We start from the raw sequence: 13,886 nt of genomic DNA on the forward strand, positions 1-13,886 counted from the left end.
GAAAAATGCGCCCGAAGGCGCACTGTTTAAATTAGTTCTCTGGCGATAGCTGCCAGATCGTCGAAAATCAGTGTAGTTTCCGGGACGCCTTTTTCCAGGGTCCGCTCGCCCTTGCCGGTTTTCACCAGCACGGGTTGTGCACCGACGGCCAGGGCGGCCTCCAGGTCACCTTTGCTGTCGCCAACGAACCAGACGCCTTCCAGGCCGACCTGATAATGCTCGGCGATCGCCCGCAGCATGCCAGGCTTGGGCTTGCGGCAATCGCAGCCTTCGTCCGGCCCGTGCGGGCAATACACAATATGACCCACCTCGCCACCCTGCTCGGCCACCAGCGCGCGCAGGCGCGCGTGCATGGCCTCGAGGGTTGCCAGCGCATAGTAGCCACGGGCAATGCCGGACTGGTTGGTGGCCACGGCCACCGTCCAGCCCGCCTTGCTCAACTGCGCGATCGCTTCGACCGAGCCAGGGATCGGCACCCACTCGTCCAGCGTCTTGATGTAGGCGTCGGAGTCGTAGTTGATGACTCCGTCACGGTCGAGAATCAGCAGTTTCAAGGCTTACCCCAGCAGCGAAATGTCGGCCACGCCCAGGAACAGGCCGCGCAGGCGGCTGAGCAGGGCATAACGGTTGGCGCGTACCTTGGCATCCTCGGCGTTGACCATCACCGCCTCGAAGAAGGCGTCGACCGGGTCACGCAGGGCCGCCAGGCGGGCCAGCGATTCGCTGTACTGGCGTGCAGCAGCCATCGGTTGCACGGCCTGGTCGGCCTGCTGGATGGCCGAGTACAGGGAGAACTCGTTGGCGTTGTCGAAGTACTTCGGCTCGACGTGATCGGCGATGGCGCCTTCGGCCTTGCTCAGCAGGTTCGACACGCGCTTGTTCACCGCGGCCAGGGCCTCGGCTTCCGGCAGCTTGCGGAAGGCTTGTACGGCTTGCACGCGCTGGTCGAAGTCCAGGGCAGAACCTGGCTGCAGGGCACGTACCGACAGGTAGGTGGCCACGTCGATGCCTTCGTCTTCGTAACGCGCACGCAGGCGGTCGAAGATGAACTCCAGCACCTGTTCGGCCAGGCCGGCGGCCTTGACCTTGGTGCCGAACTGCTTGACCGCGAACTCGACCGCACCGGTCAGGTCCAGGTCCAGCTGCTTCTCGATCAGGATACGCAGCACGCCCAGGGCGGCACGGCGCAGGGCGTACGGGTCCTTGCTGCCGGTAGGCAGCATGCCGATGCCGAAGATGCCGACCAGGGTATCGAGCTTGTCGGCGATGGCCACGGCAGCACCGGTGAGGGTCTGCGGCAGCTCGGCGCCAGCACCGCGCGGCATGTACTGCTCGTTCAGGGCCAGGGCCACGTCTTCCGGCTCACCGTCGTTGAGCGCGTAGTAGTAACCGGCCACGCCCTGCATTTCAGGGAACTCGCCGACCATCTCGGTGGCCAGGTCGCACTTCGACAGCAGGCCGGCACGGCCGGCGCGCTGGGCGTCGCCGCCGATCAGCGGGGCGATGAAGGCGGCCAGCCTGGAAACGCGCTCGGCCTTGTCGTACACGGTACCCAGCTGAGCCTGGAACACCACGTTCTTCAGGCGCTCGTTGAAGGTTTCCAGCGGCTGCTTCTTGTCCTGCTTGAAGAAGAACTCGGCATCGGTCAGGCGTGGGCGCACGACCTTCTCGTTGCCTTGCACGATCTGCTTCGGGTCGCGGCTTTCGACGTTGGCCACGGTGATGAAGCGCGGCAGCAGCTTGCCTTCGCTGTCCAGCAGGCAGAAGTACTTCTGGTTGTCCTGCATGGTGGTGATCAGGGCTTCCTGTGGCACTTCGAGGAAACGCTCCTCGAACGAGCACACCAGCGGCACCGGCCACTCGACCAGGGCGGTCACTTCGTCCAGCAGTGCCGGCGGCACGATGGCGCTGCCTTCCTGCTGCATGGCCAGTTCGGCGGTACGCTTGCTGATCAGCTCGCGGCGCTCGGCGAAGTCGGCCAGCACGTAGGCTTTGCGCAGGTCTTCGACGTAGTTGGCCGGGGTGGTGATGACCACGTTTTCCGGGTGGTGGAAGCGGTGGCCACGGGATTCACGGCCGGCCTTCTGCGACAGGATGGTGCAGTCGACCACCTGGTCGCCCAGCAGCATCACCAGCCATTGGGTCGGGCGCACGAACTCTTCACGGCTGGCCGCCCAGCGCATGCGCTTGGGGATCGGCAGGTCGTTGAGCGAATCTTCGACGATGGTCGGCAGCAGGCCAGCGGTGGCCTTGCCCGGGATGTGCTGGGAGAAACGCAGCTTGGCGCCGGTCTGGTCGATTTCCGACAGATCCACACCGCATTTCTTGGCAAAGCCCAAGGCAGCCTGGGTCGGCTCGCCGTCTTTGAAAGCAGCCTGCAGGGGCGGGCCGTCGATATTGATGCTGCGGTCAGGCTGCTGCACGTCCAGCTGGCGGATCAGCACGGCCAGGCGACGCGGCGCGGCGTAAACCTGCTTGCCGGTGTAGTTCAGGCCAGCGGCCTGCAGGCCTTTCTCGATACCAGCCAGGAAGGCTTCGCCGAGGCTGGCGAGGGCCTTCGGTGGCAGCTCTTCGGTGCCCAGTTCTACCAGGAAATCTTGAGCACTCATTGTGCAGCCTCCAGCTTAGCCAACACTTCGTCACGCAGTTCAGGGGTGGCCATCGGGAAGCCCAGGCGTGCGCGGGCTTGCAGATAGCTTTGCGCCACGTCCCGGGCCAGGGTACGTACACGCAGGATGTAGCGCTGGCGCTCGGTTACCGAGATGGCACGGCGGGCGTCCAGCAGGTTGAAGGTGTGCGAGGCCTTCAGCACCATTTCATAGGTCGGCAGCGGCAGGTCCAGCTTGATCAGGCGGTTGGCTTCGCTTTCGTAGAAGTCGAACAGTTCGAACAGCTTCTCGACGTTGGCGTGCTCGAAGTTGTAGGTCGACTGCTCCACCTCGTTCTGGTGGAACACGTCGCCGTAGGTGACCTTGCCGAACGGGCCGTCGGCCCACACCAGGTCGTACACCGAGTCGACGCCCTGGATGTACATGGCCAGGCGCTCCAGGCCGTAGGTGATTTCACCGGTGACCGGGTAGCACTCGATACCGCCTACCTGCTGGAAGTAGGTGAACTGGGTGACTTCCATGCCGTTGAGCCAGATTTCCCAGCCCAGGCCCCAGGCGCCGAGGGTCGGCGATTCCCAGTTGTCTTCGACGAAGCGAATGTCGTGGACCAGCGGGTCCAGGCCGATGGCTTTCAGCGAGCCGAGGTACAGCTCCTGGAAGTTGGCCGGGTTGGGCTTCAGTACCACCTGGAACTGGTAGTAGTGCTGCAGGCGGTTGGGGTTTTCGCCATACCGCCCGTCGGCAGGGCGACGGCTAGGCTGCACATAGGCGGCGTTCCAGGTTTCTGGACCCACGGCGCGCAGGAATGTAGCGGTGTGGAAAGTGCCGGCGCCTACTTCCATATCGTAGGGCTGAAGCACCACACAACCTTGCTCGGCCCAGTAGTTCTGCAGGGCGAGGATCAGGTCTTGGAAGGTACGCACGGCTGGCGTAGGCTGGCTCACGAAATTCACCTGTATCTGGGGATGCGGATGTAAAGAGCGGGAGTATAACCTGATTCGCCTCGCCCTCTACTCATTGGAGCCTTATGCCACGCTGCTTTTGGTGTACCGACGATCCGTTGTACCAGGCCTACCATGACCAGGAATGGGGAACGCCCCAGCGTGACCCGGCGTTGCTGTTCGAGATGCTTTTGCTCGAAGGGTTCCAGGCAGGGCTTTCGTGGATCACCGTTTTGCGCAAACGCGAGCGTTATCGCGAGGTGATGCACGGCTTCGATCCGGTGAAACTCGCCGTCATGAGCGACGAACGCATCGAGGAGCTGATGCAGGATGCCGGCATCATCCGCAACCGCCTCAAGCTCAAGGCTGCCAGGCGCAATGCCCAGGCCTGGCTGGCTGTGGACAACCCTGCCGACTGGCTCTGGTCATTCGTTGGTGGTGCGCCGAAGATCAACCACTTCACGGGCCGCAGCGAGGTGCCAGCGGTTACCGATGAAGCCAAGGCGATGAGCAAAGCCCTGCAGAAAGCCGGCTTCACGTTCGTTGGCCCGACCATCTGCTATGCCTTCATGCAGGCCACCGGCATGGTCATGGACCACACCACCGATTGCGATCGCTACGCCGCCTTGTTGCGCTGAGGGGTTACAATGCGCGCCTTGCTGAAATAAGGAATTCGCCTGTGGAAAAGTTCAAGGGCGCCCTGATGGTCGGGGTGCTGCGTCTGTTTGCCAAGCTGCCCTGGGGCGCTGTGCAGCGCGTCGGCGCCGGTATCGGCTGGCTGATGTGGAAGATCCCCAACGGCTCGCGCAATGTCGTGCGCATCAACCTGGCCAAGTGCTTCCCGGAGATGGACCCGGCCGAGCGCGAGCAGCTTGTTGGCCGCGCGTTGAAGGATATCGGTAAATCCTTCGTCGAAAGTGCCTGTGCCTGGATCTGGCCGCCGCAGCGCTCGCTGGAGCTGGTCAAGGAAGTGCACGGCCTGGAAGTGCTGGAGCAGGCCCTGGCCTCGGGCAAGGGCGTGGTCGGCATCACCAGCCATCTGGGCAACTGGGAAGTGCTGAACCACTTCTACTGCAACCAGTGCAAACCGATCATCTTCTACCGCCCGCCAAAGCTGAAGGCGGTGGATGACCTGCTGCGCGAGCAGCGGGTGCAGATGGGCAACCGCGTGGCGCCTTCGACCAAGGAAGGCATCCTCAGCGTGATCAAGGAAGTGCGCCGTGGTGGCCAGGTAGGTATTCCTGCCGACCCGGAGCCGGCAGAGTCGGCGGGGGTGTTCGTGCCGTTCCTGGGTACCCAGGCGCTGACCAGCAAGTTCGTGCCGAACATGCTGGCCGGGGGCAAGGCGGTGGGGGTCTTCCTGCATGCCCTGCGGCTGCCGGATGGCTCGGGCTTCAAGGTGTTCCTGGAGGCGGCGCCAGAAGAGATGTACAGCACCGATGTGACCGTGTCGGCAGCGGCGATGAGCAAGGTGGTCGAGCGCTATGTGCGCGAGTACCCGAGCCAGTACATGTGGAGCATGAAGCGCTTCAAGAAGCGCCCGGCTGGCGAGCCGCGCTGGTACTGAGATTTTCACTGTCCCCTGTGGGAGCGGGTTTACCCGCGAATGCGTCGGTGAATCCAACATCGCATTCGCGGGTGAACCCGCTCCCACAGGGACCGCGTTAACCTGATGTCTTGTTGAGCTTCTTCAGAAACACGGTCATCTCTTTCTCGGCCTGCTTGTCCCCATGGGCCTGCGCCGCCACGATCCCCTCCTCCCAGGCCTTGCGCGCCGCCGCCAGGTCACCCTGCAGCTGATGCGCCTTGCCCAGCAGCTTCCACGCCGCCGAGTACTTCGGGTCCTGTTCCACGCACCGTGCCAGATGCACCGCCGCTTCAGCACCATTGCCTTCATCCAGCCAGGCCTTGCCCAAGCCAAACCTCAGCAGCGGGTTATCCACACCCTTGGCCAGCATCTTCTCCAGCGATTCACGCATGCCCTGTGCTCCTAGAAGAAACTCAAGCCGACGTGGAACAGCTTCTCCACATCCCGAATATGCTTTTTATCCACAACGAACAGGATCACATGGTCGCCCGATTCGATCATGGTGTCGTCGTGGGCAATCATCACCTCTTCGTCACGAATGATCGCGCCGATGGTAGTGCCTGGCGGCAGGGCAATGTCTTCGATCGCCTTGCCGACCACCTTGCTCGACTTCGAATCCCCGTGCGCCACCGCTTCGATCGCCTCGGCCGCGCCACGGCGCAGCGAGTGCACGCTGACAATGTCGCCCCGGCGCACGTGCGCCAGCAAGGTGCCGATGGTGGCCAGCTGCGGGCTGATGGCGATGTCGATGTCGCCACCCTGCACCAGGTCGACATAGGCCGGGTTGTTGATGATGGTCATCACCTTGCGCGCACCCAGGCGCTTGGCCAGCAGCGACGACATGATGTTGGCCTCGTCGTCGTTGGTCAGGGCCAGGAAGATGTCGGCGTCGGCGATGTTCTCCTCCAGCATCAGGTCCTTGTCCGAGGCGCTGCCCTGCAGCACCACGGTGCTTTCCAGGGTGTCGGAGAGGTGTCGGCAACGGGCCGGGCTCATCTCGATGATCTTCACCTGGTAGCGGCTTTCGATGGCCTCGGCCAGGCGTTCGCCGATCTGCCCGCCACCGGCGATGACCACACGCTTGTTGGTTTCGTCGATACGGCGCAGCTCACCCATCACCGCGCGGATGTCCTTCTTCGCGGCGATGAAGAACACTTCGTCGTCTGCTTCGATCACCGTGTCGCCCCGCGGGGTGATCGGGCGGTCGCGGCGGAAGATGGCCGCCACGCGGGTGTCGACGTTGGGCATGTGCGCGCGGATCTGGCGCAGTTGCTGGCCTACCAGCGGGCCACCGTAGTACGCCTTCACTGCCACCAGCTGGGCCTTGCCTTCGGCGAAGTCGATTACCTGCAGCGAGCCCGGGTGCTCGATCAGGCGCTTGATGTAGTTGGTCACTACCTGCTCGGGGCTGATCAGCACGTCGACCGGGATATGGTCGTTGTCGAACAGCTCTTCGCGGGTCAGGTAGGCCGACTCGCGCACCCGGGCGATCTTGGTCGGGGTGTGGAACAGCGAATAGGCCACCTGGCAGGCGACCATGTTGGTCTCGTCACTGTTGGTTACCGCCACCAGCATGTCGGCGTCGTCGGCACCGGCCTGGCGCAGCACCGTAGGCAGCGAGCCGCGGCCTTGCACGGTGCGGATGTCCAGGCGGTCGCCCAGGTCGCGCAGGCGGTCGCCGTCAGTGTCGACCACGGTGATGTCGTTGGCTTCGCTGGCCAGGTGCTCCGCCAGCGTACCGCCTACCTGCCCTGCGCCGAGGATGATGATCTTCATCCGCTACTCCCTACCTTTTGTTCTTATCCGCGCGAAGCGGCGATCTTGATCAGCTTGGCATAGTAGAAACCGTCGTGGCCGCCTTCCTGGGCCAGCAACTGGCGGCCGTGGGGCTGGCGCAGGCCGGCTTCGGTGGCCAGGTCCAGCTCACGGGCGCCCGGGGTGCGGGCAAGGAAGGCATCGATCACTTCGGTGTTCTCGGTCGGCAGGCTGGAGCAGGTGGCGTACAGCAGCATTCCGCCCACTTCCAGGGTCGGCCACAGGGCATCGAGCAGCTCGCCTTGCAGCGTGGCCAGGGCCGGGATGTCGTCGGCCTGACGGGTCAGCTTGATGTCCGGGTGACGGCGGATCACGCCGGTGGCCGAGCACGGTGCGTCGAGGAGGATGCGCTGGAATGGCTTGCCGTCCCACCAGCTGGCGGTGTCGCGGGCATCGCAGGCGATCAGCTCGGCGTCCAGTTGCAGGCGGTCAAGGTTCTCGCGCACGCGGGTCAGGCGCTTGGCTTCGAGGTCGATGGCCACCACGTGGGCCAGGCCGGCTTCGGCTTCCAGCAGGTGGCAAGTCTTGCCGCCTGGTGCACAGCAGGCGTCGAGCACGCGCTGGCCGGGGGCCAGTTCCAGCAGATCGGCGGACAGCTGCGCGGCTTCGTCCTGCACGCTCACCCAGCCTTCGGCAAAGCCTGGCAGGCCGCGCACGTCGCAGGCTTCGGCCAGCACGATACCGTCACGGCTGTACTGGCAGGCGCTGGCGCCAACACCTGCCTCGGCCAGCAGTGCCAGGTAGGCATCGCGGCTGTGGTGGCGGCGGTTGACCCGCAGGATCATCGGCGGGTGGGCGTTGTTGGCGGCGCAAATGGCCTCCCACTGCTCCGGCCAGAAGGCCTTGAGCGACTTCTGCAGCCAGCGCGGGTGGGCAGTGCGTACCACCGGGTCGCGCTCCATGCTGGCCAGCAATTCTTCGCCTTCGCGTTGGGCGCGGCGCAGCACTGCATTGAGCAGGCCCTTGGCCCACGGCTTCTTCAGCTTGTCGGCACAGCCGACGGTCTCGCCAATGGCCGCGTGGGCCGGGATACGGCTGTAGAACAGCTGGTACAGGCCGACCAGCAGCAGCGCCTGCACATCGGCATCGGCGGCCTTGAACGGCTTCTGCAGCAGCTGCGCGGCCAGCAGGTCGAGGCGTGGCTGCCAGCGCGCGGTGCCGAACGCCAGGTCCTGGGTCAGGCCGCGGTCGCGTTCATCGACCTTGTCCAGTTGCGCCGGCAGCGAGCTGTTCAGCGAGGCCTTGCCACTGAGCACAGCGGCAAGGGCACGGGCGGCGGCGAGGCGTGGATTCATTGGCCCAGCACCTTGCCGCTGGCGAATTTCTCGCGACGGCTGTTGAACAGGTCGCTGAAGTTCAGCGGCTTGCCGCCGGGCAGTTGCAGGCGGGTCAGGCTCAGCGCCTGGTCACCGCAGGCGACCACCAGGCCGTCCTTGCTGGCGGAGAGGATCTCGCCGGGGGTGCCTGTCGCTGTGGACAAGTTGGCGGCCAGCACTTTCACGCTTTCGCCATCGAGGGTGCTGTGGCAAACCGGCCACGGGTTGAAGGCACGGATCAGGCGCTCCAGCTCGACGGCCGGACGGCTCCAGTCGATGCGCGCTTCGTCCTTGTTCAGCTTGTGCGCGTAGGTGGCCAGGGCATCGTCCTGAACTTCGTCTTGCAGCGAACCGTCGGCCAGGCCGGCAATGGCCTGGACGACTGCGGGCGGGCCCATCTCGGCCAAGCGGTCGTGCAGGCTGCCGCCGGTGTCTTCGGCGCTGATCGGGGTGACCACCTTGAGCAGCATGGGGCCGGTGTCCAGGCCCGCTTCCATACGCATCACGGTCACACCGCTCTCGGCGTCGCCGGCTTCCACGGCGCGCTGGATCGGTGCGGCACCGCGCCAGCGTGGCAGCAGGGAGGCATGGCTGTTGATGCAGCCCAGGCGCGGGATATCCAGCACCACCTGCGGCAGGATCAGGCCATAGGCGACCACCACCATCAGGTCCGGCTTCAGTGCGGCCAGTTCGGCCTGGGCTTCGGCGTTGCGCAGGGTCGGCGGCTGGAACACCGGGATGTCATGGGCCACAGCCAGTTGCTTGACCGCGCTCGGCATCAGCTTCTGGCCGCGGCCGGCCGGGCGGTCGGGCTGGGTGTAGACGGCCACGATCTCGTAGGGGCTGTCGAGCAAGGCCTTGAGGTGTTCGGCGGCAAACTCTGGAGTGCCTGCAAAGACGATGCGCATGGAGTTCTCGCTTCAAAAAAGAAAAAGGCTTGCCGGAGCAAGCCTTCTGGAAGGTGGGGATCAGGCTTGCTGGCGGTGCTGCTTTTCCAGCTTTTTCTTGATCCGGTCGCGCTTGAGCTGCGACAGGTAGTCGACGAACAGCTTGCCGTTGAGGTGATCGAATTCGTGCTGCACGCACACCGCCAGCAGGCCTTCGCACTCCAGTTCGTACGGCTTGCCGTCGCGGTCCTGGGCCTTGACCCGCACACGCAGCGGGCGGTCGACGTTCTCGTAGAAACCAGGTACCGACAGGCAGCCTTCCTGGTACTGGCCCATGTCATGGGTCAGCTCTTCGACCGTGGGGTTGATAAAGACGCGCGGCTCGCTGCGGTCTTCACTGAGGTCCATGACCACGACCTGCTGGTGCACGTTGACCTGGGTGGCGGCCAGGCCGATGCCAGGGGCTTCGTACATGGTTTCAAACATGTCGTCGATCAGCTGACGCAGGGCGTCGTCGAACACCGTCACCGGCTTGGCGATGGTGCGCAGGCGCGGGTCCGGGAATTCGAGAATGTTCAAGATGGCCATAAGGTCAGGCAGTCACTGTGCGTTCGGTTGAAAACTGAGCACACATAATAAAGGGAAACGGGGATTTCAGCACCTGGCAAAGCTCGGCTAGGGTTTTCAAGGGCCGCTTATAGCCCATTCGATGGACAGGTTGTCAAAGCGTTATCAACAAAGTTATCCACAGTTTGTGCCACGTCGATGGCCCCCATTCGATCAAGGATGATCCCCATGCAGACCTACCATTCGTCGCCTCTTCCGCCTGCCGAACTGGAGGCGCGATTACGCCTGCACCGGCTGCCGGAAACGGGATTGCGTCGTTTTAACACCTTATTGGAGGCCTTTGGCAGTGCCTCTTCGGCGCTGTGCGCACCGGCCGGCGCGTGGCGCGCATTGGGCATACCACAGGCCACCATCGATGCCCGGCGCAGTGCCGAAGTACGTGAGGGCGCACTGGCCGCAATGGCCTGGTTAGAGCGCCCGGGCCAGCATTTACTGATGTGGGACGGCCCTGGCTACCCGCCACTATTGGCGGAAATCGACGATGCCCCTCCGCTGCTTTTCGTCGCTGGCAACCCGGCCTTGCTCGAGCGCCCACAGCTGGCAATTGTGGGCAGCAGGCGTGCTTCACCCCCGGCGCTCGATACTGCTGCGGCATTTTCCCGCTACCTGGCTCAGGCCGGTTTCACCATTACCAGCGGCTTGGCCGTGGGCATCGACGGTGCCGCTCATCGGGCCGCATTGCAGGCTGGTGGGGGCACGATTGGCGTGCTCGGTACGGGGTTGCAAAAACTTTATCCACAGCGCCACAAGTCGCTTGCGCAAGCGATGATCGACAACGGTAGCGCGCTGGTTTCCGAGTACCCGCTGGATGCCGGGCCGCTGCCCGGCAACTTCCCGCGGCGCAATCGCATCATCAGTGGCCTGTCGCTGGGCGTGCTGGTGGTCGAGGCCAGCCTGGCCAGTGGTTCGCTGATCACCGCACGCCTGGCTGCCGAGCAAGGCCGCGAGGTGTATGCCATACCGGGCTCCATTCACCACCCCGGAGCCAAGGGCTGCCACCAGTTGATCCGTGACGGCGCGCTGCTGGTGGAGAGCGTAGAGCAGATACTGGAAAGCCTGCAGGGCTGGCAGAACCTGCCGCCTGCGGTTGTGGATAAATTCGACCATCCCCTGCTCGCCCTGCTGCATGCTGCGCCACAAACCAGCGAAAGCCTGGCCCACTGCAGCGAGCAGCCGTTGGCCGACGTGCTGGCGCAGCTGACCGAACTGGAGCTGGAAGGCCGGGTCAGTAATGAAGCCGGGCGTTGGTTTGCCCGCGCGGGCTAAGTACACTGCTCACAAGCAAGGTATATAGGCGGAGTGACAGAAATGGTGAGCAGTTTTCGTGTGCAACAAGCCGCACGTGAGATCCGGGCGGGCGCAGTGATCGCCTACCCGACGGAAGCGGTCTGGGGCCTGGGCTGCGACCCGTGGAACGAGGACGCGGTGTATCGCCTGCTGGCGCTGAAGTCGCGGCCTGTGGATAAAGGCCTGATCCTGGTAGCCGACAACATCCGCCAGTTCGACTTCTTGTTCGAGGATTTCCCCGAAGACTGGATCGACCGCATGGGCAGCACCTGGCCGGGGCCGAACACCTGGCTGGTACCGCACCAGAACCTGTTGCCCGAGTGGGTGACCGGGGAGCATGACACCGTGGCGCTGCGGGTCAGCGACCACCCGTTGGTGCGCGAGCTGTGTGCATTGGTGGGGCCGTTGATTTCCACTTCGTGCAACCCGGGCGGGCGCCCGGCGGCGAAGACCCGGTTGCGGGTGGAGCAGTACTTCCATGGGCAGCTGGATCTGGTGCTGGGTGGGGCTTTGGGTGGAAGGAAGAACCCGAGTGTGATTCGTGACCTGGTGACTGGCGAAGTCGTTCGTCCAGGCTGATATCGCTGGAGAGGGCTTTGCCCTCGATCGCCGGCAAGCCAGCTCCCACAGGGATTTCACAAGGCTTGAAGGCAGTGCTGGACCTTGTGGGAGCTGGCTTGCCGGCGATTGGGCCGCAAAGCGGCCCCAGAACCCCGCAGATTTTTCTGATTTTGTCTCGAATGGCTGTCCAGCTTGCGGCTTGGGAAATATCCTACGATCCGCGTCCTCTGCCATCACCTTCTCAGTGGGAACCTCTGCCCTTAGGCTTCAGCCGTCGCCGAATAACTTGGCGATCGGGTGTGGTAACCCGGAGATTCGACTCCTTATGGCAGCCTATGGCAGCTGTGCGCGGGAGGCTTTCGAGCCTGCCGGGTTTGGGATTCGTCCGGTTTACCACCCTGCGTACAGCTGCCACCCAATTCGTGTGGTAACGGATTGAATGGCCGCCCTGATCAGGTGAAATCCCATGAGCAAGAAAATCGTCCCCGATCCACCGCTTCCCTGCACCTCTACTCGCCCCTTCGGCCGCTGCGATGCCGGCCACGAACCGCTGTTCACCGTAAACCCGAACATTTCCGCCGAGGACGCCTTGGTTCATGTAGCTCTGTATCTGCGAGGCGCCTACGAAACGGGCTCGAAAGCCCTTGAGTACCTGCGCGAAGAAGGCCGTGGCATGTATTGGTCGAGCCTGCATTCCATTGAACTTGCGGAGGGATTGGTGGAGGCGATTCTCGATGGTATCGAGTCGATACCAACCACCCGTCCCCCACAGGCATAGCGCCATATTCAAGGCTGACGCAGTACCTGTGGGAGCGGGCGCGCCCGCGAACACCGGCGTAGCCGGTGCCATGCACCGCAGTGCCCTCTTCGCGGGTAAACCCGCTCCCACAGGGATGGCGCTGTATTCAAGGCTGGTGCAGTACCTGTGGGAGCGGGCGTGCCCGCGAACACCGGCGCAGCCGGTGCCATGCACTGCGGTGCTTGCTTCGCGGGCATGCCCGCTCCCACAGGGATAGCGCCGTATTCAAGGCCGACGCAGTACCTGTGGGAGCGGGTTCACCCGCGAACACCGGCAAAGCCGGTGCCATGCACCGCGGTGTCTTCTTCGCGGGTAAACCCGCTCCCACAGGTAAAGTGATTGGCCCCAGTTCTTGGGAACCTGTGGGAGTGGGATCAGGGGATCAGTACAGTCGACCCCACAGTCCTGCGCGCCGACAGCTCTGCCTGTGCCTTGGCCGCCTCACTCAGCGGATACCGCTGCTGGATATCCACAACCAGCTTGCCGCTGCCAATCATCGCAAACAGCTCATCGGCCATGGCCTGGGTATTCTCGGCATTGTTGGCATAGGTCGCCAACGTGGGCCGGGTCACATACAGCGAGCCCTTCTGCGCCAGGATACCCAGGTTCACTCCGCTCACTGCCCCCGAGGCATTGCCAAAGCTCACCATCAACCCACGCGGCTGCAGGCAGTCCAGCGAGGTCAGCCAGGTGTCGGCACCCACACCGTCATACACCACCGGACATTTCTTGCCGTCGGTCAGCTCCAGCACCCGCTGGGCCACGTCTTCACGGCTGTAGTCGATGGTCGCCCACGCCCCCAGAGCCTTGGCCCGCTCGGCCTTCTCGGCAGAGCTCACTGTCCCGATCAGCTTGGCGCCCAAGGCCTTGGCCCACTGGCACGCCAACGAACCCACGCCGCCAGCTGCTGCGTGGAACAGGATCACGTCACCCGCCTTCACCTCATAGGTCTGCTTCAGCAGGTACTGCACGGTCAAACCCTTGAGCATCACCGCTGCCGCCTGCTCGAAGCTGATGTTGTCGGGCAGCTTCACCAGGTTGGCTTCCGGCAGCGTATGCACCTCGCTATACGCGCCCAGCGGGCCGCCGGCATGGGCCACGCGGTCACCCACTTTCAGTCGGGACACGCCCTCGCCCACGGCCTCGACCACGCCAGCCGCTTCAGTGCCCAGCCCCGAAGGCAGGGATGGCGGCGCATACAGCCCGCTGCGGAAGTAGGTATCGATGAAGTTCAGGCCGATCGCATGGTTACGCACACGCACCTGCTGTGGCCCTGGCGGGGCAGGTTCGAATTCCACAAACTGCAGCACTTCCGGGCCGCCATGCTGGCTGAACTGGATACGCTTGGCCATCTCGCACTCCTGTCGTATGGGTCGGGAAAGGCCTTCTATCGGACGCCTTTGCTTGATCGCCGTCAACTGCGGCGCGCGGGCTGGGGGTGGTATGCTACGCGGCG

14 protein-coding genes are annotated in these 13,886 nt (G+C 63.9%); 5 read left to right on the forward strand and 9 right to left on the reverse strand.

What is annotated here, in order from left to right; genetic code table 11:
* Positions 1 to 26: 26 nt before the first annotated feature.
* From gmhB to glyQ, 3 genes are read right to left on the reverse strand one after another with little or no spacing between them, the layout of a single operon-like run.
* On the reverse strand, positions 27 to 554 hold the full coding sequence (gene gmhB, locus RYH74_RS02585; protein ID WP_025337180.1) for a D-glycero-beta-D-manno-heptose 1,7-bisphosphate 7-phosphatase: 528 nt from the start codon (positions 552 to 554) through the stop codon (positions 27 to 29).
* A 3-nt stretch (positions 555 to 557) separates the two neighbouring features.
* Positions 558 to 2,609: a glycine--tRNA ligase subunit beta gene (gene glyS / locus RYH74_RS02590; protein WP_085588885.1), complete on the reverse strand. Its 2,052-nt coding sequence runs from the start codon at positions 2,607 to 2,609 to the stop codon at positions 558 to 560.
* Complete coding sequence (glyQ, locus tag RYH74_RS02595; RefSeq protein WP_025337182.1) at positions 2,606 to 3,553, reverse strand: glycine--tRNA ligase subunit alpha; 948 nt, start codon at positions 3,551 to 3,553, stop codon at positions 2,606 to 2,608. Before glyQ ends, glyS begins: the two co-directional genes overlap by 4 nt.
* A gap of 83 nt (positions 3,554 to 3,636) precedes the next feature.
* On the opposite strand from glyQ, the gene RYH74_RS02600 reads away from it, so the two are divergent.
* Positions 3,637 to 4,188, forward strand: coding sequence for a DNA-3-methyladenine glycosylase I (locus tag RYH74_RS02600; protein WP_003260004.1), 552 nt, complete (start codon positions 3,637 to 3,639; stop codon positions 4,186 to 4,188).
* A gap of 41 nt (positions 4,189 to 4,229) precedes the next feature.
* Positions 4,230 to 5,117: a lysophospholipid acyltransferase gene (locus RYH74_RS02605; protein WP_003260003.1), complete on the forward strand. Its 888-nt coding sequence runs from the start codon at positions 4,230 to 4,232 to the stop codon at positions 5,115 to 5,117.
* 97 nt (positions 5,118 to 5,214) lie between these two features.
* Here RYH74_RS02605 and RYH74_RS02610 read toward each other — a convergent pair whose 3' ends face one another.
* From RYH74_RS02610 to def, 5 genes are read right to left on the reverse strand one after another with little or no spacing between them, the layout of a single operon-like run.
* Positions 5,215 to 5,529, reverse strand: coding sequence for a tetratricopeptide repeat protein (locus RYH74_RS02610; protein ID WP_061550195.1), 315 nt, complete (start codon positions 5,527 to 5,529; stop codon positions 5,215 to 5,217).
* 11 nt (positions 5,530 to 5,540) lie between these two features.
* Positions 5,541 to 6,914 carry a Trk system potassium transporter TrkA gene (gene trkA / locus RYH74_RS02615; RefSeq protein WP_013970264.1) on the reverse strand — a complete coding sequence of 458 codons (1,374 nt, stop codon included), beginning with the start codon at positions 6,912 to 6,914 and terminating at the stop codon, positions 5,541 to 5,543.
* Between the two features lie 23 nt (positions 6,915 to 6,937).
* Positions 6,938 to 8,248, reverse strand: coding sequence for a 16S rRNA (cytosine(967)-C(5))-methyltransferase RsmB (gene rsmB / locus RYH74_RS02620; RefSeq protein ID WP_317408920.1), 1,311 nt, complete (start codon positions 8,246 to 8,248; stop codon positions 6,938 to 6,940).
* Complete coding sequence (gene fmt / locus RYH74_RS02625; protein ID WP_317408921.1) at positions 8,245 to 9,177, reverse strand: methionyl-tRNA formyltransferase; 933 nt, start codon at positions 9,175 to 9,177, stop codon at positions 8,245 to 8,247. The genes rsmB and fmt overlap by 4 nt, the downstream gene beginning before the upstream one ends.
* A gap of 60 nt (positions 9,178 to 9,237) precedes the next feature.
* A complete protein-coding gene (def, locus tag RYH74_RS02630) occupies positions 9,238 to 9,744 on the reverse strand; it encodes a peptide deformylase (protein WP_003260000.1) in 507 nt (168 codons plus the stop codon).
* Between the two features lie 207 nt (positions 9,745 to 9,951).
* Here def and dprA point away from each other — a divergent pair, with 207 nt between their 5' ends.
* The 3 genes from dprA to RYH74_RS02645 all read left to right on the forward strand — a co-directional run bounded on the left by dprA (position 9,952) and on the right by RYH74_RS02645 (position 12,409).
* Positions 9,952 to 11,049, forward strand: a complete 1,098-nt coding sequence (dprA, locus tag RYH74_RS02635) for a DNA-processing protein DprA (RefSeq protein ID WP_317408922.1) — start codon at positions 9,952 to 9,954, stop codon at positions 11,047 to 11,049.
* 42 nt (positions 11,050 to 11,091) lie between these two features.
* Positions 11,092 to 11,649, forward strand: a complete 558-nt coding sequence (locus RYH74_RS02640) for an L-threonylcarbamoyladenylate synthase (RefSeq protein WP_025337188.1) — start codon at positions 11,092 to 11,094, stop codon at positions 11,647 to 11,649.
* Between the two features lie 448 nt (positions 11,650 to 12,097).
* Entirely contained in the window at positions 12,098 to 12,409 is a 312-nt protein-coding gene (locus tag RYH74_RS02645; RefSeq protein WP_317408923.1) for a hypothetical protein, read from the forward strand.
* A 395-nt stretch (positions 12,410 to 12,804) separates the two neighbouring features.
* On the opposite strand, the gene RYH74_RS02650 is transcribed toward RYH74_RS02645, so the two are convergent.
* Positions 12,805 to 13,782 (reverse strand): NADPH:quinone reductase, encoded by a 978-nt coding sequence (locus RYH74_RS02650; protein WP_274078979.1) that lies wholly within the window; start codon positions 13,780 to 13,782, stop codon positions 12,805 to 12,807.
* Positions 13,783 to 13,886 lie beyond the last annotated feature (104 nt).

This window comes from Pseudomonas sp. LSJ-87, from assembly GCF_032971465.1.
Lineage (GTDB): Bacteria > Pseudomonadota > Gammaproteobacteria > Pseudomonadales > Pseudomonadaceae > Aquipseudomonas > Aquipseudomonas putida_Z.

Excerpts from the sequence above, each read along its gene's own strand:
- glyS (WP_085588885.1), bottom strand. The coding sequence starts at position 2,609 with ATGAGTGCTCAAGATTTCCTGGTAGAACTGGGCACCGAAGAGCTGCCA.
- RYH74_RS02645 (WP_317408923.1), top strand. The coding sequence starts at position 12,098 with ATGAGCAAGAAAATCGTCCCCGATCCACCGCTTCCCTGCACCTCTACT.
- RYH74_RS02650 (WP_274078979.1), bottom strand. The coding sequence starts at position 13,782 with ATGGCCAAGCGTATCCAGTTCAGCCAGCATGGCGGCCCGGAAGTGCTG.
- dprA (WP_317408922.1), top strand. The coding sequence starts at position 9,952 with ATGCAGACCTACCATTCGTCGCCTCTTCCGCCTGCCGAACTGGAGGCG.
- fmt (WP_317408921.1), bottom strand. The coding sequence starts at position 9,177 with ATGCGCATCGTCTTTGCAGGCACTCCAGAGTTTGCCGCCGAACACCTC.
- RYH74_RS02600 (WP_003260004.1), top strand. The coding sequence starts at position 3,637 with ATGCCACGCTGCTTTTGGTGTACCGACGATCCGTTGTACCAGGCCTAC.
- def (WP_003260000.1), bottom strand. The coding sequence starts at position 9,744 with ATGGCCATCTTGAACATTCTCGAATTCCCGGACCCGCGCCTGCGCACC.
- RYH74_RS02640 (WP_025337188.1), top strand. The coding sequence starts at position 11,092 with ATGGTGAGCAGTTTTCGTGTGCAACAAGCCGCACGTGAGATCCGGGCG.
- RYH74_RS02610 (WP_061550195.1), bottom strand. The coding sequence starts at position 5,529 with ATGCGTGAATCGCTGGAGAAGATGCTGGCCAAGGGTGTGGATAACCCG.
- rsmB (WP_317408920.1), bottom strand. The coding sequence starts at position 8,248 with ATGAATCCACGCCTCGCCGCCGCCCGTGCCCTTGCCGCTGTGCTCAGT.
- trkA (WP_013970264.1), bottom strand. The coding sequence starts at position 6,914 with ATGAAGATCATCATCCTCGGCGCAGGGCAGGTAGGCGGTACGCTGGCG.